This window comes from Nonomuraea sp. CA-141351 (assembly GCF_050944675.1).
Lineage (GTDB): Bacteria > Actinomycetota > Actinomycetes > Streptosporangiales > Streptosporangiaceae > Nonomuraea.
Genome location: NZ_CP191982.1, coordinates 11,232,666 through 11,247,208, shown reverse-complemented (window position 1 = coordinate 11,247,208; position 14,543 = coordinate 11,232,666). Strand labels below are relative to the sequence as shown.

Sequence of the window (14,543 nt, the reverse complement as noted above, 5' to 3'; positions counted from 1 at the left end):
GGATCTCAGCTTTCTGGTCAAGTCTCGTAAGCGGCGCAACACGTACAGGCTGGTGCCGTTCATCGTGGTGGCGCTGGTCGCGGTGCTGACCGCCGATGTGCTGCTGCTCGCGCGGTCAGGGGTTGAGGCGCGGCAGCCCGTACGCGCCCAGGCCACGCCCAAGCAGACGCTGATGGCGCAGCAGCGCCGGCAGCAACAGCAGCCGCCGGCGCAGCAGCAGCCCGCCACGGCGAACCAACCCGTGGCGCCGCTGAAGAAGCTGCACAAGCCCAACTTGTTCGTGCTCACCCGCAAGCCGTTCACCAACGAGCTGTTACAGAAGGTCGCCAAGCTGCGCGGGGTGCGGGCGCTCGAGCTGGCCGACGCGGCGTCGATCACGCTCGACGGCAAGCGGGTGCAGACGCTGGCGGTCAATCCATCCACGTTTCGCTCGTACACACCCAAGGTGACCGCTTCCTCCGACCCGCTGTGGCAGAACGTCGCCGCCGGTGATGTGGCCGTGTCGTTCGTGCTGGGCAACGACGGCGGGCTCGTGCTGCACAGGCGGGTGGCGAGCCCGGCCGGGACGCTCCGGATCGGCGCGTACGCCACCACCGGGTTCGGCGCCGTGGACGCCGTCGTGTCCAAGGACGTGGGGCGTTCGCTGGGGTTGCCGCACGACAACGCGCTCATCGTGAGCGCCCCGGACACCAACTCCGACGCGCTGCGCAAGGCCATACTCAAGGCGCTGCCCAAGGGCACGCAGGTGGCCATGGTCAATCCGGTGCTTCCCCAGCCGCAGACCAGGACGCGGAGCTGGCCCGCGGGGTCGTTCATGAGCGCCGACCAGATCACCGTGGCGCTGAAGGCCGCCGCCTCCAAGCTGGGCAGGCCGTACGTGTGGGGCGCCGAGGGGCCCGACACGTTCGACTGCTCCGGCCTGGTCCAGTGGGCCTTCGCCCAGGCCGGGGTGCGGATGCCCCGGGTGACGCACCAGCAGTGGGTGACCGGGCCCCAGGTTCCGTTGTCGCAGGCCCAGCCGGGGGATCTGCTCTTCTGGCGCTCCGATCCGACTAATCCCGACTACATCTCCCATGTGGCGATTTATTGGGGTAACGGGAAGATGATCCAGGCGCCGCGCACCGGAGACGTCGTCAAGATCTCCCCAGTGCACACCCGCAACCTGGCGGGCGTCGTCCGCGTCAGCCCCGTCGCGGCGTCCAAGGTCCGCTGACCCGCTCCCGCGTCGCGGGGTCTTCGTGCTTCCCGCATTGGGGTCCGCTGCGTTCAGGCCCGCTGGGATCCTCCGCCGGCGCGCGCCAGGCGGTGGCCCCGCCCTGGTGTAGGCGCGCACCCGAAGGTCGCCGAATGCGTCGCGGCATGCATGACAACGCGACCACGCCATCGCGCTGTGCTGCGTCGCGCCGTGCTGCACCGCGCTCCGCCGTGCCGCGTCGCCGTGCCACCGCGTCGCCGTGCCACCGCGTCGCCGTGCCACCGCGTCGCCGTGCCACCGCGTCGCCGTGCCACCGTGCCGACGCGCCGCCATGCCGTGCTGCGTCGCGCCGTGCCGCTCGTCGTGCCCGCATGTGCCGGGCCATGCGCGCCTGACCACCGTGCCACGGTGCCCCGCGCTGCTGCGCCGCTTGTGCCAGACCGTGTGCTGCGCCGTCGGGTCGCCGTGCGACCGCGCCGCCACGTCACGGGACACAATCCACGCCGCGCCCACGACGCACCAAGGCGCCGCGGTGCCCCCTCCGCGCGCCGTGGCGTGCTGGGGCCGTGGCGCGGCGTGGTGGGACGGCATTCGGGGTGCGCCAAGATGGCCGGGGCGAAGGGTGCCGAACCGGTGGTGTGGCGGCTGGAGGCGCGAAAATCGGTACGTGCATTTCGCATGCAACTGTGTAATGTTGATTACATGACAACAGACAACGAGACAGCACAGATCCACGGCTGGTTCACCGGGCGGTTGCCCGAAGAGTGGTTCACCGGCGTGCCGGAGATCGTCAGGGACCGCGAGGAGATCGCGGTGCTGGGCGCGCTGCCCGATCCGCCCGGCGACGTGCCCGAGGCCGAGCGGGCCGCTCTGATCGAGGGGCTGGCCAGGAGGTTCAGGGAAGAGACACGCGAGCGGCGGATCGAGATCGCCAGGGAGGCCGAGCGCAAGTTCCGGCAGAAGGTGTCCTGGGGCGTGGTCTGCGGTGGCGAGACTGTGATGTTCACCACGCTCTCCGTGCCCGTGATGACCAGGTTGCGCCAGACAGAGCGGCAGGTTCTCGACACGCTGGTGGCCGCTGGAGTGGCCAGGAGTCGCAGTGACGCACTGGCCTGGTGTGTCCGATTGGTCGGGAAGCACACCGACACGTGGCTGGCGGATCTGCGGGACGCTCTCCAGCACGTCGACAGGGTTCGCTCGGCGGGGCCGGATGTCAATTCCTGAGACCATCCAGGGGAAACGGCCGCAGAAATGGACTAAACCACTTGGGAAATTGGTTTAGACCAGCCCGATTGGACTGGACCACTGCGTGTTAATTCTCTTTTAAATCCGCTTCGCGTGGGTAGGCTCCAGCAATCGTCAGGGTCTCTGCCTGCGATGACGGCCAAAGCCAACAGGTCTATGCCAATTGGCCTTTATGCCGCTTCGTCGTTAATGATGACTGGGCCCTGAGAGAGTGGAGGAGTCGCAGTCGTGTCTGTTTCCGTGGAAGTGCCCGCACCGACCAGCAATCAGGAATTGGCCGCGTGGGTGAACGAGATCGCCGCCCTGACCCAGCCAGACCGGATCGAGTGGTGCGACGGGTCCGAGGAGGAGTGGACGCGCCTGACCAACCTCCTCGTGGAGCAGGGCACCCTCACACGGCTGGCCGCCCGGCCCAACAGCTTCTACGCCAAGTCAGACCCCAGCGACGTGGCCAGAGTCGAGGACCGTACCTTCATCTGCTCCGAGCGCGAGGAGGACGCGGGGCCCACCAACAACTGGATCGCTCCGGACGAGATGCGCCGGACGTTCGGACGGCTGTTCAAGGGCTGCATGCGCGGCCGCACGATGTACGTCGTGCCGTTCTGCATGGGCCCGCTCGGCGGCGAGATCTCGCAGCTCGGCGTCGAGATCACCGACTCCCCGTACGTCGCCGTCTCCATGCGGATCATGACGAGGATGGGGGACAGGGCGCTCCGCCTCATCGAGCAGCGCGGAGCGGCGCGAAAGGCCGGAGAGAGCGAGGGACGAGCCAACGGAGGCCGCAGCAAGCGCGACCATGAGCATGGCGAGTTCGTCAAGTGCGTGCACTCCGTGGGCGCGCCGCTGGAGCCGCACCAGGAGGACGTGCCCTGGCCGTGCAGCTCGACCAAGTACATCAGCCACTTCCCCGAGACCCGCGAGATCTGGTCGTACGGCTCCGGCTACGGCGGCAACGCCCTGCTCGGCAAGAAGTGCTACGCCCTGCGCATCGCCAGCACCATGGCCCGCGACGAGGGCTGGATGGCCGAGCACATGCTGATTCTCAAGCTCACGCCGCCCTCCGGCGAGACCCGCTACATCGCCGCCGCCTTCCCGAGCGCCTGTGGCAAGACCAACCTCGCCATGCTCCAGCCCACGATCCCCGGCTGGAAGGTCGAGACGATCGGCGACGACATCGCCTGGATGCGCTTCGGTGACGACGGCCGCCTCTACGCGATCAACCCGGAGGCCGGCTTCTTCGGCGTCGCGCCCGGCACCGGTCAGGTGACCAACGCCAACGCGATCAAGACGCTCTGGGGCAACAGCATCTTCACCAACGTCGCCCTCACCGACGACGGCGACGTGTGGTGGGAAGGGCTGACCGAGGAGCCGCCGGCGCACCTGACCGACTGGAAGGGCCGTTCCTGGACGCCCGGCAGCGGCGAGCCTGCCGCCCACCCGAACGCCCGCTTCACCACCCCGGCCTCCCAGTGCCCGACCATCGCACCCGAATGGCAGGACCCGAAGGGCGTGCCCATCTCAGCGATCTTGTTCGGCGGTCGCCGCGCCACTGCCGTACCTCTGGTGACGGAGTCGCTGAGCTGGGAGCACGGCGTCTTCCTCGGAGCCAACGTCGCCTCCGAGAAGACCGCCGCAGCCGAGGGCAAGGTCGGCGAGCTGCGCTACGACCCGTTCGCCATGCTGCCGTTCTGCGGCTACAACATGGGCGACTACTTCGACCACTGGCTGGACATCGGCCGCCGCAAGGGCGCCAAGCTGCCCCGCATCTACTACGTCAACTGGTTCCGCAAGAACGCCGACGGCAAGTTCATCTGGCCGGGCTTCGGCGAGAACAGCCGGGTGCTCAAGTGGATCGTCGACCGGCTCAACGGCGAGGCCAAGGCCGTGCCGACGGCGATCGGCCTGCTGCCCGCCGACCTCGACACCGAGGGCCTGGACCTGTCCGAGGAGGACCTGCACACGCTGCTGTCGGTCGACAAGGACGTGTGGCGCGAGGAGGCGTCGCTGGTCCCGGCCCACTTCGACAAGTTCGGCTCGCATCTGCCGAAGGAGCTGTGGGACGAGTACAACGCTCTGCTCGACCGCCTCGGCTGACCCCCCTTGTGCGGTACGGCGGTGCCGTCTAATTTGACGGACTGCCGTACCGCTAGGAGGGGGCTGTCGTGGACTATGTCCTGCTCTTCGCCGCGTTTGGCGTGGTTTTCCTGGTCAACGCGGCCGAACGGGGCGTCGAGCGCGAGCGCAGACGCGTCAGCGAGGCGGCGCCGAGCGGTGACGGGCACCATCTGTCCCCTTACGAGCTGGCCTACCTTTCCGGCGGGCCGCGGCGGGTCATCAACACGGCGCTGGTCGTCCTCGCGACGGCCGGCGCCATTCGTGTGTCGCGCGGCTCACAGGTGACCCCCGTCCACGGCGCCCAGCCGTCGCCGGTGCCGATCGAGCAGGCCGTGCTCGACACGCTGGCCGCCAGGCCGGGCGGCTGCCGGGCAGGCGAGCTGCGGCGGGAGCTGGAGAGACATCCGGCACTCGCCGGGTTGGTCGGCGGGCTCCAGGCGCGCGGCCTGGTCGTGCCGGAGGACGCGTACGGGGCGGCGTGGCGGCGCAGGAGGCTGCTGAAGGCGGCTGTGGGTGCGGCATGCGCGTTCGCGGTGCTGGTGGTCGCGCTGGCCGCGGCGGGGCTGGCGGGCAAGGAGCAGGTGTTCATCGGCGTGCTGTTCTTCAGCGCGATCGCCGTCATCTCGGGGCTCGCCGCGATCTTCCGGCAGCGGCGCAGGCTGCGGAACGTCGTCACCAGGGCGGGACGCGAGGTCCTGCTGTCGGCTCGCGGCTACCATCCGAGGGGCGCGAATGACCAGAGCTCGCTGGCCATGGCGGTCGGGATCCCCGTCGCGCTGTACGGGCTGCAGGACGCGGGCGACCAGAGCCTCTGCGACGAGCTGTCGGCAGGCGACCCGGGTGGCGACTGCACCGGCTCCTGCGGGAGCTACAGCGGTGGCGGCGACGGCACCACCTTCGGCAGCGACTCCCTCGGCGGCCACGACTTCGGCGGAGGATCGTCCAGCTGCGGGTCGTCGAGCTGCGGCGGGAGCTCGTCGAGCTGCGGTGGCGGGTCCAGCTGCGGCGGCGGATCGAGCTGCGGCAGCAGCAGTTGAAAAAGTCCCGGGAATCTAAATGAGCAGAACGAAACTTTTATCGTTGCTTTACGCGTCTCTTCGGTAACCAGCCTGATCGGCTGGACGGAGGGAGGCCGTAATGGACCTTGTCCTGCTGATTCTCTCGGTGGCCCTGGCGGCGATCGCCGTCACCATCGCCTCCGCGATCAAACGCGAGTACGCCCCCAACCGGGCGGCCGGGGCCGGACCCCGCGCTCGCGACCTCGATCACTACGATCTCGCCTATCTGGCGGGCGGGCCCGAGCAGGTGGTCAACACGGCCATCACGCTCCTGGCCGAAACCGGAGAGCTGCGCGTGTCACGGGGGCCGCGCTTCCACACCGTCTCCGTAAGGTCCGCCACGGACAACCCCATCGAGCGGGAGACTCTGACCGCCGTCGCGGACAACGCCGGCCCGTCGAGGTGGCTGGTCAGCCAGGCGGTGGGCCATAGTCCGGCCATGAAGGAGCTCGAGCACCGTCTCGCCGAGCTGGGCCTGATCCTGTCCGCTGCCCGTCTCGCACGGCTCAAGTGGCTGGCCGTCGGACTGAGGGTGGTGTCGATCCTGGCGGTCGCCGGGGCCGTAGCGGGGGTGGTCATGCTCACCGGAGGCCCGGTGCTGCTCCCGCTGCTCGCCGTGCTCGTCCTGGTGGCAACGGGGATCGGCGCGGCGGTCGTGCTCGCCGGCGACAGAAAGTCCAGGCGGGTCGCGCTCACCGCCGACGGAGTGGAGGAGCGGGACCAGGCCAGGAAGGCGTACCCCGCGGGCTCGGGAAACAGGCCGGTACACATCGCGCTGCACGGTCATTGGGCGCTGCGCGACACGGACCTGAGCAGGGCGCTGGACACCTACGTCCCGCGGGCCGCGCCTCGACGCAGGCGGCGGTCGACGTCCGGCAGCAGCAGTGGCGGTGGCGGCTACTACTACGGTGGTTGCGGCGGAGCGGCCGACAGCGGGTCGGGCTGTGGCAGCGGCTCCTCCGGCTGCGGTGGCGGAAGCGGCTGCGGCGGCGGTGGTTGCGGTGGCGGAGGGAGCTGACATGTCCGAGCCGGAGGCCGGACGGCGGGCCGCCCTCGGGGACGAGCCGGGGGTGGAGCTCGGAGTGGGCATCGGCTGGCGGGCCGAGCTCGACCTGTCGATCGAGCGCATGCCGGGCGTCGACTTCCTCGAGGTGGTCGCCGAGAACATCAAGCCCGCCCACCTGCCCGAGTCGTTACGTCTCCTGCGCGCCAGGGGCCTGCCGGTGATCCCGCACGGGGTCTCGCTGGGGATCGGCGGCGCCGAGCCGCCCTCCCCGGCCAGGCTGGCCCACCTGGCCGCCTGCGCGGAGGCACTGGACTCGCCGCTGGTCAGCGAGCACCTGGCGTTCGTACGGGGCGGCGGGCTGGAGGCCGGCCACCTGCTGCCCGTGCCGCGCACGCGCGAGTCGTTGCGGGTCATCACCGAGAACGTGCGCCAGGCGCAGGACGCGCTGCCGGTGCCGCTGGCCCTGGAGAACGTGGCCGCGATCTTCGGCTGGCCCGACGACGAGCTGACCGAGGCCCAGTTCCTCGCCGAGCTGGTCGAGCGCACCGGGGTCGGGCTGCTGATCGACGTGGCCAACCTCTACACCAACCAGTTCAACCTGGGCCTGTCGGCGGTGGACGCGCTCGACGCGCTGCCGCTCGAGAACCTCGCGTACGTCCATGTGGCCGGCGGGTACGAGCATCACGGCATCTGGCACGACACGCACACCACCTCCGCGCCCCAGGCCGTCCTCGACCTCCTCACCGAGCTGTGCGCCCGGGCCAAGCCGCCGGGCGTGCTGCTGGAGTGGGACGACGACTACCCGAGCGATGCGGCCCTGGAGAGCGAGCTGTCCAGGATCAGGGCCGCGATGTCCCTGGCCCGGGAGTCCGGATGACGGACGAGCCGCAGTGCCTCGCGGAGGCTCAGGGCCGCTCGGCGGAACCGGATGGGAAGGAGCTGGTGGAGGCTCAGCGCCGCCTCGCGGAGGCGCAGGGGCGGGTGGTGGCGGCCCTCGTCGCTGGGGCCGCCGTGCCGAAGGGGTTCGATCCCGAGCGGATGCGGGTGCAGGCGCTGAGCCTGGTCGCCAAGCGGCGCAGCGTCGTGGCCAGGCTCCGTCCCGACGCGGCCGCCGCGGCGGGCCCCGACCTGGTGGCGGAGTTCGCCGCCTACGCCCGGTCCCGGAGCGTGCCGCCGCCGGACTACCGCACCGACGCCGACGACTTCGCCGCCTGGCTGCGCGAACGCGGCCGCCTGCCCGACCCGCCCCGCAAGCCCCGCTGGTGGTCCCGCTTCCTGCCCTGAGCCCCGTTCCCGCACCGCACCGCGACTGACCTGCGCTTCTCCGCCACCCACCGCACTTCGGTGAGGTCCTGTGGGAAGGCGGGGGCGGATCCGGCATAGGCGGTTTAGCCGACATTCGGCCGGAAACCGTGAGGGAATGGGGGGACTGCGTTGCGTCGACGGCTCATATCTGACCGTCACGCCGGTGGCATGCAAGGACAGCGTCGGCACGCCGTACGAGGTCACCCTCGAGCTCCAACGCGACGGCACGCCGTACGGGAGCGTCGGAGAGCGGTGCGGCTGGCTGCTCGCGCGCCTGGCGCGCGGTGTGGACGAGGCCCGCGAGGGCCGGGGACCGGCCAGGCGGTGGGCCGATCCGGACGACAGGTTCCCCGACGAGGAGCCGGACAGCGAACTGTTCTCCTTCCGCTACCGCACGAGAGCGGGCCTGGTGGGCGGCGGCGAGCTGCGCTGCCAGCTCAGGACCATCCCCGTGTGGCAGGCGGCCAAGGGGCAGTGGCGGCTGACCAGGAGGGCGTACGTGGAGGCGTGGGGCTTGACGGGCGTGGGCATGCGTGCGGTGCTGACGTCGGCCGAGTTGGCGACGTTCGTACGAGGCCTCGTGAATGAGGCGGAGGGGTGTCTAGAAGGTAGAGATCTGGCGAGGAATCCCATAGACGGGGCGGGCATGGGCGAATCGCGGTGATAATTGCCTGTTGGGTCAAGCGACCAAAGGCAACCGCTGGGGAGGAACTCCGTGGGCCTGCGCGATCTGGTCTACCGGCTGTATGAGCACCGGCTGGAGTCCAAGCTGTCGAAGGACAGCATCCCCCGGCACGTCGGGGTCATCATTGACGGCAATCGCCGCTGGGCGCGCGCGATGGGCATGCGTGACGTCGCCAGCGGCCACCGCAAGGGTGCCGACAAGATCTCCGAGCTGCTCGGCTGGTGCCGCGAGACCGGCGTCGAGGTCGTCACGGTGTGGATGTTGTCCAACGACAACCTCAACCGGCCGAAGGAGGAGCTGGAGCCGCTGCTGCGCATCATCGAGGACGTGACGCAGGAGCTCGTGGAGGAGGGCTGGCGGATCAGCCCGGTCGGTGCGCTCGATCTGCTGCCCGACCGAACGGCGAATGTCCTAAAAAATGCAAAGGAAGCGTCATCACACCGTCCAGGCCTGATTGTGAACGTTGCAGTTGGGTATGGAGGAAGACGTGAGATTGCCGATGCGGTGCGCTCACTGCTCCAAGAGCATGCGAGCAGAGGGGCGAGCATCGAGGACCTCGTCGAGGTGCTCGATGTGGAGCACATCGCGGAGCATCTCTACACTCGCGGCCAGCCCGACCCGGACCTCCTCATCCGGACCTCGGGAGAGCAGCGTCTGTCCGGCTTCATGCTCTGGCAGAGCGCTCATTCTGAGTTCTACTTCCACGAGGCCTACTGGCCTGACTTCCGCAGGGTCGACTTCCTGCGGGCGCTGCGCGACTACGCTGCGAGACACCGACGTTACGGTTCATAGTGCGACAAGAGGGCATTCAGAACGTAACGTAGAAAATGTCCGACCGCAGGCCGGACATTTCGGAGAGGGCCCGCCTTTGCACCAAGATCTGCCGAGGGGGCCGGGACCCGGCGCCGACGGCAGCTTGCGGTCGGGGAAGCGGGCCCGGTCCGAATCCCGCCTCGTCTGCAGGGCGCCCGCCCCAATGGGCGCCCGGGGGAGAACGTGTGGCAGTGTCCTCGAGCAACCCTACTCACCAGTCGGCCAAGCGGACGTACGTGCTGGACACCTCAGTCCTGCTAGCCGACCCGGCGGCAATGACGCGCTTCGCCGAGCACGACGTTGTCCTTCCGATCGTGGTCATCACCGAGCTGGAGGGGAAGCGGCACCATCCCGAGCTCGGGTACTTCGCGCGGAAGGCTCTGCGCTACCTCGACGACCTGCGGATCCAGTACGGCAGGCTCGACGAGCCGATGCCTACGGAGGACGGCACGATCAGGGTTGAGCTCAATCACAGCGATCCCTCCATCCTGCCTGTGGGGTTCCGCCTGGGAGACAACGACACGCGCATCCTGACCGTGGCCCGCTCGCTGGCCGCCGAGGGCTGCGACGTCGTGCTGGTGTCGAAAGACCTGCCACTGCGGGTCAAGGCGGCCTCGATCGGCCTGGCGGCCGAGGAATACCGCGCCGAGCTCGTTCACGAGTCGGGCTGGACGGGGATGGCCGAGGTCCAGGTGACCACCGAGGGCGTCGAGGCGCTCTTCGAGCAGGGCACCGCCGACCTCGAGGAGACCCGGGACCTGCCGGCGCACACCGGGCTGCGGCTGCTGTCGGCCAGGGGCTCGGCGCTCGGCCGGGTGCAGCCGGACAAGTCGGTACGGCTCGTCCGCGGCGACCGCGAGGTGTTCGGACTGCACGGCCGCTCCGCCGAGCAGCGCATCGCGCTCGACCTGCTGATGGACCCGGAGATCGGCATCGTCTCGCTGGGCGGCCGGGCCGGCACCGGCAAGTCGGCGCTGGCGCTCTGCGCGGGCCTGGAGGCGGTCCTGGAGCGCCGCCAGCACCGCAAGGTGGTCGTCTTCCGCCCGCTCTACGCCGTGGGCGGTCAGGAGCTCGGCTACCTGCCGGGCACCGAGGGCGAGAAGATGGGCCCGTGGGCGCAGGCGGTCTACGACACGCTCGGCGCGATCACCTCGCCCGAGGTGATCGAGGAGGTGCTCGACAGGGGCATGCTTGAGGTGCTCCCGCTGACGCACATCCGCGGCCGGTCGCTGCACGACGCGTTCGTGATCGTGGACGAGGCCCAGTCGCTGGAGCGCGGGGTGCTGCTGACCGTGCTGAGCAGGATCGGCGCCAACTCGAGGGTCGTGCTCACCCACGACATCGCCCAGCGCGACAACCTCAGGGTCGGGCGGCACGACGGCGTGGTGGCGGTGGTGGAGAAGCTCAAGGGCCACCCGCTCTTCGCCCACGTCACGCTGACCCGCTCCGAGCGCTCCCCGATCGCCGCGCTGGTGACGGAGATGCTGGAGGACATCACCCTCTAGAGGCCTCCAGAAGCCTCTAGGGGCTCATTTCAGTTCGCCGCAGGTGTACCGCCCCTCCGACCGGGAGGGGCGGTTCGCGTTCTCGCGGACGATCTTGACCAGCTCGAACGCCGCGTCCTGCTGGGCCGTGCAGACGATCTGCGCCTTGCCGAGCCTGGTCAGCGTGCCCTCGCCCCTGATGTAGACGGTCAGCGTCGAGGTGCGCGGGAGCTGGATCTCGTCCCGCTGCACGGGGTTCAGCGAGTCCTTGATCCCCAGGTACGTGAAGCCGCGCAGCGCGGTGTCCCGCTCGCCGAGAGGCTGCGTGGAGGCCGCGAAGAGCGCGCCGAGCAGGCTGCCGACGGTGTCGTTCTCGACGTCGGCCGGCTCCAGGGCGAGCTTGCCGTCCCTGATCAGGTAGATCGTCTTGGACGGCGGCGGGATCTTGATGGTGGGCACGTTGCCGCGGTCCTGCACGTCCGTGGGCGAGATGCCGCAGGCCGCCAGGGCGAGCAGGGCGAGCAGCGTCAGAGCGCGTTTCATGCGTGCGGGAGCCAGACCGTGAACAGGGTGCCGGGGTTCTGGGGGCGTACGGAGATGGTGCCGCCGTGGAGGTGGACGTTCGCTCTGGCGATCGCGAGGCCGAGGCCGCTGCCCTGGCTGCGGGCCCGGCCCGCGCCCGCCTTGAAGAAGCGGTCGAAGACGTGCGGCAGCGCCTCGTGAGGGATGCCCTTGCCGTGGTCGCGCACCTTCACCTCCAGGCCGTTCTCGGTGCCCCTGGCGCTCACCACGACCGGGGGCTGACCGTGCTTGAGCGCGTTGCCGACAAGGTTGGCCACGATGACGTCGAACCTCCTCGGATCGAGGTTCACGGTCAAGCCCTGGGATGCCTTCACCTGCACCCGGTCGCTCCAGCCGCGTACCTCCAGGCAGTCCATGATCGCATCGGCCACGTTCACGGGCTCGAGGTTGAGCGTGGCCGTGCCCGCGTCGAAGCGGCTGATCTCGATGAGGTGCTCGACCAGCTCGCGCAGGCGCTCGATCTCCCGGAGCACGAGCCGCACGGCCTCCGCGGGCGCATCGGGCAGCCGGTTGGCCTCCTCGGAGAGCATGTCGGCCACGGCCGTCATCGCGGTCAGGGGCGTGCGCAGCTCGTGCGAGACGTCCGCCACGAACCGGCGCGACATGGCCTCCAGAGCGCGCAGCTCCGACACGCTCAGCTCCAGCGCCGCGGCCGCGTCGTTGAACCTGGCGGTCAGCTCGGCCAGCTCGTCCTGCCCGTGGACGGGCAGGCGGGTGTCGAGCCTGCCCTGGCCGAGTGCCTGCGCGGCCGCGCTGAGCCGCCTGACCGGCAACAGCACCTGCCGGGCCGACAACAGGGCCACGACCAGCGCGATCAGCACGATGGCCGCGCCACCCTGGACGAGCGTGGTCCTGAGCGTGCCGAGCTGGCTCTCGTCGTCGTGCATCGGGAAGAAGACGAACGCGCGCAGCCCCGTGGCCTCGGGCACGCCGCCGGTGTCGCGGTAGACCTCGGCGCCGACGATGAGCCAGAGCTGGTCATCGATGATCTTGCGCTGGGTGACGACGCTCTGCTTGGCCCGGCCGTAGAGCTCGTTGGGCACGTCGCTCATGGTCATGGGGCCCTCGGCGGAGACCATGTTGCCGTACTCGACCAGCACACTTCTGCCCGGCCCGCTCAGCGCGGCGGTCACGTGGTCCAAATCGTCGGTCGTCGGCGCGGCCTCGCCCGGCCTGAGTTTGCCGACGGGGAAGGTGATGCCGCTCAGCTCCCTGGTGACCAGGTCGAGCGAGGTGTTCTCGGCCCGGGTCACGAGCGCTGTCTTGGCGAGTTCGAAGCCGATGGTGGCGACCAGCGTCGATGCGGTGACGGCGACGAGCGTGAACGTGATGACGAGGCGGGCGCGCAGCCCGGTGGGCAGCGGGATCACGGAGGGCTGAAACGGTAGCCGAACCCGCGCACCGTGTGGATGAACACGGGCTCGGCCGGCTTCGGCTCGATCTTCGCGCGGATCCGCTGCACGCAGGCGTCCACCAGCCGCGAGTCGGCGATGTGCGTGTGGTCCCACACCGCGCGCAGCAGATAGCGGCGGTTGAGCACCTGGCCGGGGTGCCGTACGAGCTCCAGCACCAGCCGCAGCTCGGTCGGCGTCAGGTGGATCTCCTTGCCGGCCAGCGTGACCTTGAGCGCGCCCCGGTCGATCACGAGATCGCCGAAGGTGATGCGATCGGAGGCGGCGGACTCGGCCCTGCGCAGGATGGCGCGGATGCGCGCGTCCAGGACCCGGGGCTCGACCGGCTTGACCACGTAGTCGTCGGCGCCGGCCTCGAGCCCGACCACCACGTCCAGGTCGTCGCCGCGGGCCGTGAGCAGGATGACGGGCAGCTGGTCGAGCTTGCGCACACGACGGCACACCTCGACCCCGTCGATACCCGGGAGCATCACGTCGAGGATCGCGATCTCCGGGCGGCGGGCCCTGATGTGTTCAAGCGCCTCCTCGCCCGTCGCGTAGGACGTGACGGAGTGCCCCTGCCGGGTCAGCGCGAGCTCGAGAGCGGTACGCACGGAGGGGTCGTCTTCAACAAGGAGAATGCCAGCCACGCGCACATTATTATTCCATGTCCCGAATGCCCGAACTAAGTCACCAAACTGTGACGTAGCGCTGATGGGATCCCGAAGTGGCCGCGGCACCCTTGAAGCGGCTTCCCCTTCGGCTACGGGCGCCCGAAGGGGAGCCCATGGTCGGTGTGACCAAAATCACACCGTTCCGAAACGCCGTGCTTACCGGCGGGTTAACCAACATAGAGCCAAGCGATTACCGCGTTTCGGTTGCGAACCACCCCCCAGGACAGGGCAAGCTCATGGTTCGTGAGCCCCGGTCCGCAGTTGAGTGAGCGCCCCCCGAAGGAAGACCTGCCCTCGGCGCGCCGGCCTGCGCGTTTCACCCCGAAGCGCATCGTCGTCATCGCCGTCTCCCTCGTGGTCGTCGTCGGTGGAGGCGGCTTCGTCGCCTATCGTGCGATCCAGAACGCCAACAGGCCGCCCGCCGAGCCCTTCACGCCGGAGCAGCTCGGCGCGATCGCCGGCGGCAACCTCTACGTGCCCGACCCCCAGAGCGACGCGCTCAAGAACGCGGCCCAGCAGGCATTCAAGGCGGACCAGCTGAAGAAGGACCGCTCCGGTGCGGGCAAGGGCGGCCTCGACTGGGTCGTGCCGAAGAAGGCGCCGGGCGGTGACGGGTTCCCGTCCATGAACTTCCCGCCGGGCAGCGATCCCTCGCCGGGCAGCAACAAGTCCACCGCCAAGACCCTGCTCGCCTCCATGGGCTGGGGTGACCAGTGGGGCTGCCTGGAGCGGCTCTGGACGAAGGAGAGCGGCTGGAACGAGCGGGCGATGAACCGCTACTCCGGCGCGTACGGCATCCCGCAGGCCCTGCCCGGCAGCAAGATGGCCAGCGCGGGCGGCGACTGGCAGACCAATGCCGAGACCCAGATCAAGTGGGGCCTCGGCTATATCAAGGGCCGCTACGGCACGCCTTGCGCTGCTTGGGGGCATTCACAGTCGGTGGGTTGGTATTAGAAGGTCAACTTTCCTTCTCTAATCGGCAAGCCGCCG

General features: G+C 69.5%; 14 protein-coding genes. 11 read left to right on the top strand and 3 right to left on the bottom strand.

What is annotated here, in order from left to right:
* The first annotated feature begins 52 nt into the window (after positions 1–52).
* The 10 genes from ACQPWU_RS52745 to ACQPWU_RS52700 all read left to right on the top strand — a co-directional run bounded on the left by ACQPWU_RS52745 (position 53) and on the right by ACQPWU_RS52700 (position 10,927).
* On the top strand, positions 53–1,213 hold the full coding sequence (locus tag ACQPWU_RS52745) for a C40 family peptidase (RefSeq protein ID WP_433434459.1): 1,161 nt from the start codon (positions 53–55) through the stop codon (positions 1,211–1,213).
* Positions 1,214–1,897: 684 nt separating this feature from the next.
* The gene (locus ACQPWU_RS52740) at positions 1,898–2,419 is read left to right on the top strand and encodes a hypothetical protein (RefSeq protein ID WP_433434457.1); all 522 of its coding nucleotides are present in this window, start codon (positions 1,898–1,900) and stop codon (positions 2,417–2,419) included.
* 249 nt (positions 2,420–2,668) lie between these two features.
* Complete coding sequence (locus ACQPWU_RS52735; protein WP_433434456.1) at positions 2,669–4,534, top strand: phosphoenolpyruvate carboxykinase (GTP); 1,866 nt, start codon at positions 2,669–2,671, stop codon at positions 4,532–4,534.
* Between the two features lie 68 nt (positions 4,535–4,602).
* The gene (locus ACQPWU_RS52730) at positions 4,603–5,592 is read left to right on the top strand and encodes a TIGR04222 domain-containing membrane protein (RefSeq protein ID WP_433434454.1); all 990 of its coding nucleotides are present in this window, start codon (positions 4,603–4,605) and stop codon (positions 5,590–5,592) included.
* 100 nt (positions 5,593–5,692) lie between these two features.
* Complete coding sequence (locus ACQPWU_RS52725; RefSeq protein WP_433434452.1) at positions 5,693–6,631, top strand: TIGR04222 domain-containing membrane protein; 939 nt, start codon at positions 5,693–5,695, stop codon at positions 6,629–6,631.
* Between the two features lies 1 nt (position 6,632).
* A complete protein-coding gene (locus ACQPWU_RS52720; protein WP_433434450.1) occupies positions 6,633–7,496 on the top strand; it encodes a DUF692 domain-containing protein in 864 nt (287 codons plus the stop codon).
* Positions 7,493–7,903: a hypothetical protein gene (locus ACQPWU_RS52715; RefSeq protein WP_433434448.1), complete on the top strand. Its 411-nt coding sequence runs from the start codon at positions 7,493–7,495 to the stop codon at positions 7,901–7,903. Before ACQPWU_RS52720 ends, ACQPWU_RS52715 begins: the two co-directional genes overlap by 4 nt.
* A 136-nt stretch (positions 7,904–8,039) precedes the next feature.
* Entirely contained in the window at positions 8,040–8,588 is a 549-nt protein-coding gene (locus ACQPWU_RS52710; RefSeq protein WP_433434446.1) for a hypothetical protein, read from the top strand.
* 51 nt (positions 8,589–8,639) lie between these two features.
* Complete coding sequence (locus ACQPWU_RS52705; RefSeq protein WP_349448432.1) at positions 8,640–9,401, top strand: isoprenyl transferase; 762 nt, start codon at positions 8,640–8,642, stop codon at positions 9,399–9,401.
* Between the two features lie 257 nt (positions 9,402–9,658).
* A complete protein-coding gene (locus ACQPWU_RS52700; protein ID WP_433445521.1) occupies positions 9,659–10,927 on the top strand; it encodes a PhoH family protein in 1,269 nt (422 codons plus the stop codon).
* 24 nt (positions 10,928–10,951) lie between these two features.
* On the opposite strand, the gene ACQPWU_RS52695 is transcribed toward ACQPWU_RS52700, so the two are convergent.
* The 3 genes from ACQPWU_RS52695 to ACQPWU_RS52685 are packed head-to-tail and all read right to left on the bottom strand — an operon-like array spanning position 10,952 to position 13,529.
* Entirely contained in the window at positions 10,952–11,449 is a 498-nt protein-coding gene (locus ACQPWU_RS52695; RefSeq protein WP_433434444.1) for a hypothetical protein, read from the bottom strand.
* Complete coding sequence (locus tag ACQPWU_RS52690; RefSeq protein WP_433434442.1) at positions 11,446–12,858, bottom strand: ATP-binding protein; 1,413 nt, start codon at positions 12,856–12,858, stop codon at positions 11,446–11,448. Before ACQPWU_RS52690 ends, ACQPWU_RS52695 begins: the two co-directional genes overlap by 4 nt.
* Positions 12,855–13,529 carry a response regulator gene (locus ACQPWU_RS52685; RefSeq protein WP_433434440.1) on the bottom strand — a complete coding sequence of 225 codons (675 nt, stop codon included), beginning with the start codon at positions 13,527–13,529 and terminating at the stop codon, positions 12,855–12,857. Before ACQPWU_RS52685 ends, ACQPWU_RS52690 begins: the two co-directional genes overlap by 4 nt.
* Positions 13,530–13,814: 285 nt before the next feature.
* Here ACQPWU_RS52685 and ACQPWU_RS52680 point away from each other — a divergent pair, with 285 nt between their 5' ends.
* Positions 13,815–14,507 carry a lytic transglycosylase domain-containing protein gene (locus ACQPWU_RS52680; RefSeq protein WP_433434438.1) on the top strand — a complete coding sequence of 231 codons (693 nt, stop codon included), beginning with the start codon at positions 13,815–13,817 and terminating at the stop codon, positions 14,505–14,507.
* Positions 14,508–14,543 lie beyond the last annotated feature (36 nt).

Bases quoted from the DNA above. Each gene is read 5' to 3' on its own strand.
- ACQPWU_RS52715 (WP_433434448.1), top strand. From the start codon at position 7,493: ATGACGGACGAGCCGCAGTGCCTCGCGGAGGCTCAGGGCCGCTCGGCG.
- ACQPWU_RS52710 (WP_433434446.1), top strand. From the start codon at position 8,040: ATGGGGGGACTGCGTTGCGTCGACGGCTCATATCTGACCGTCACGCCG.
- ACQPWU_RS52695 (WP_433434444.1), bottom strand. From the start codon at position 11,449: ATGAAACGCGCTCTGACGCTGCTCGCCCTGCTCGCCCTGGCGGCCTGC.
- ACQPWU_RS52725 (WP_433434452.1), top strand. From the start codon at position 5,693: ATGGACCTTGTCCTGCTGATTCTCTCGGTGGCCCTGGCGGCGATCGCC.
- ACQPWU_RS52720 (WP_433434450.1), top strand. From the start codon at position 6,633: ATGTCCGAGCCGGAGGCCGGACGGCGGGCCGCCCTCGGGGACGAGCCG.
- ACQPWU_RS52740 (WP_433434457.1), top strand. From the start codon at position 1,898: ATGACAACAGACAACGAGACAGCACAGATCCACGGCTGGTTCACCGGG.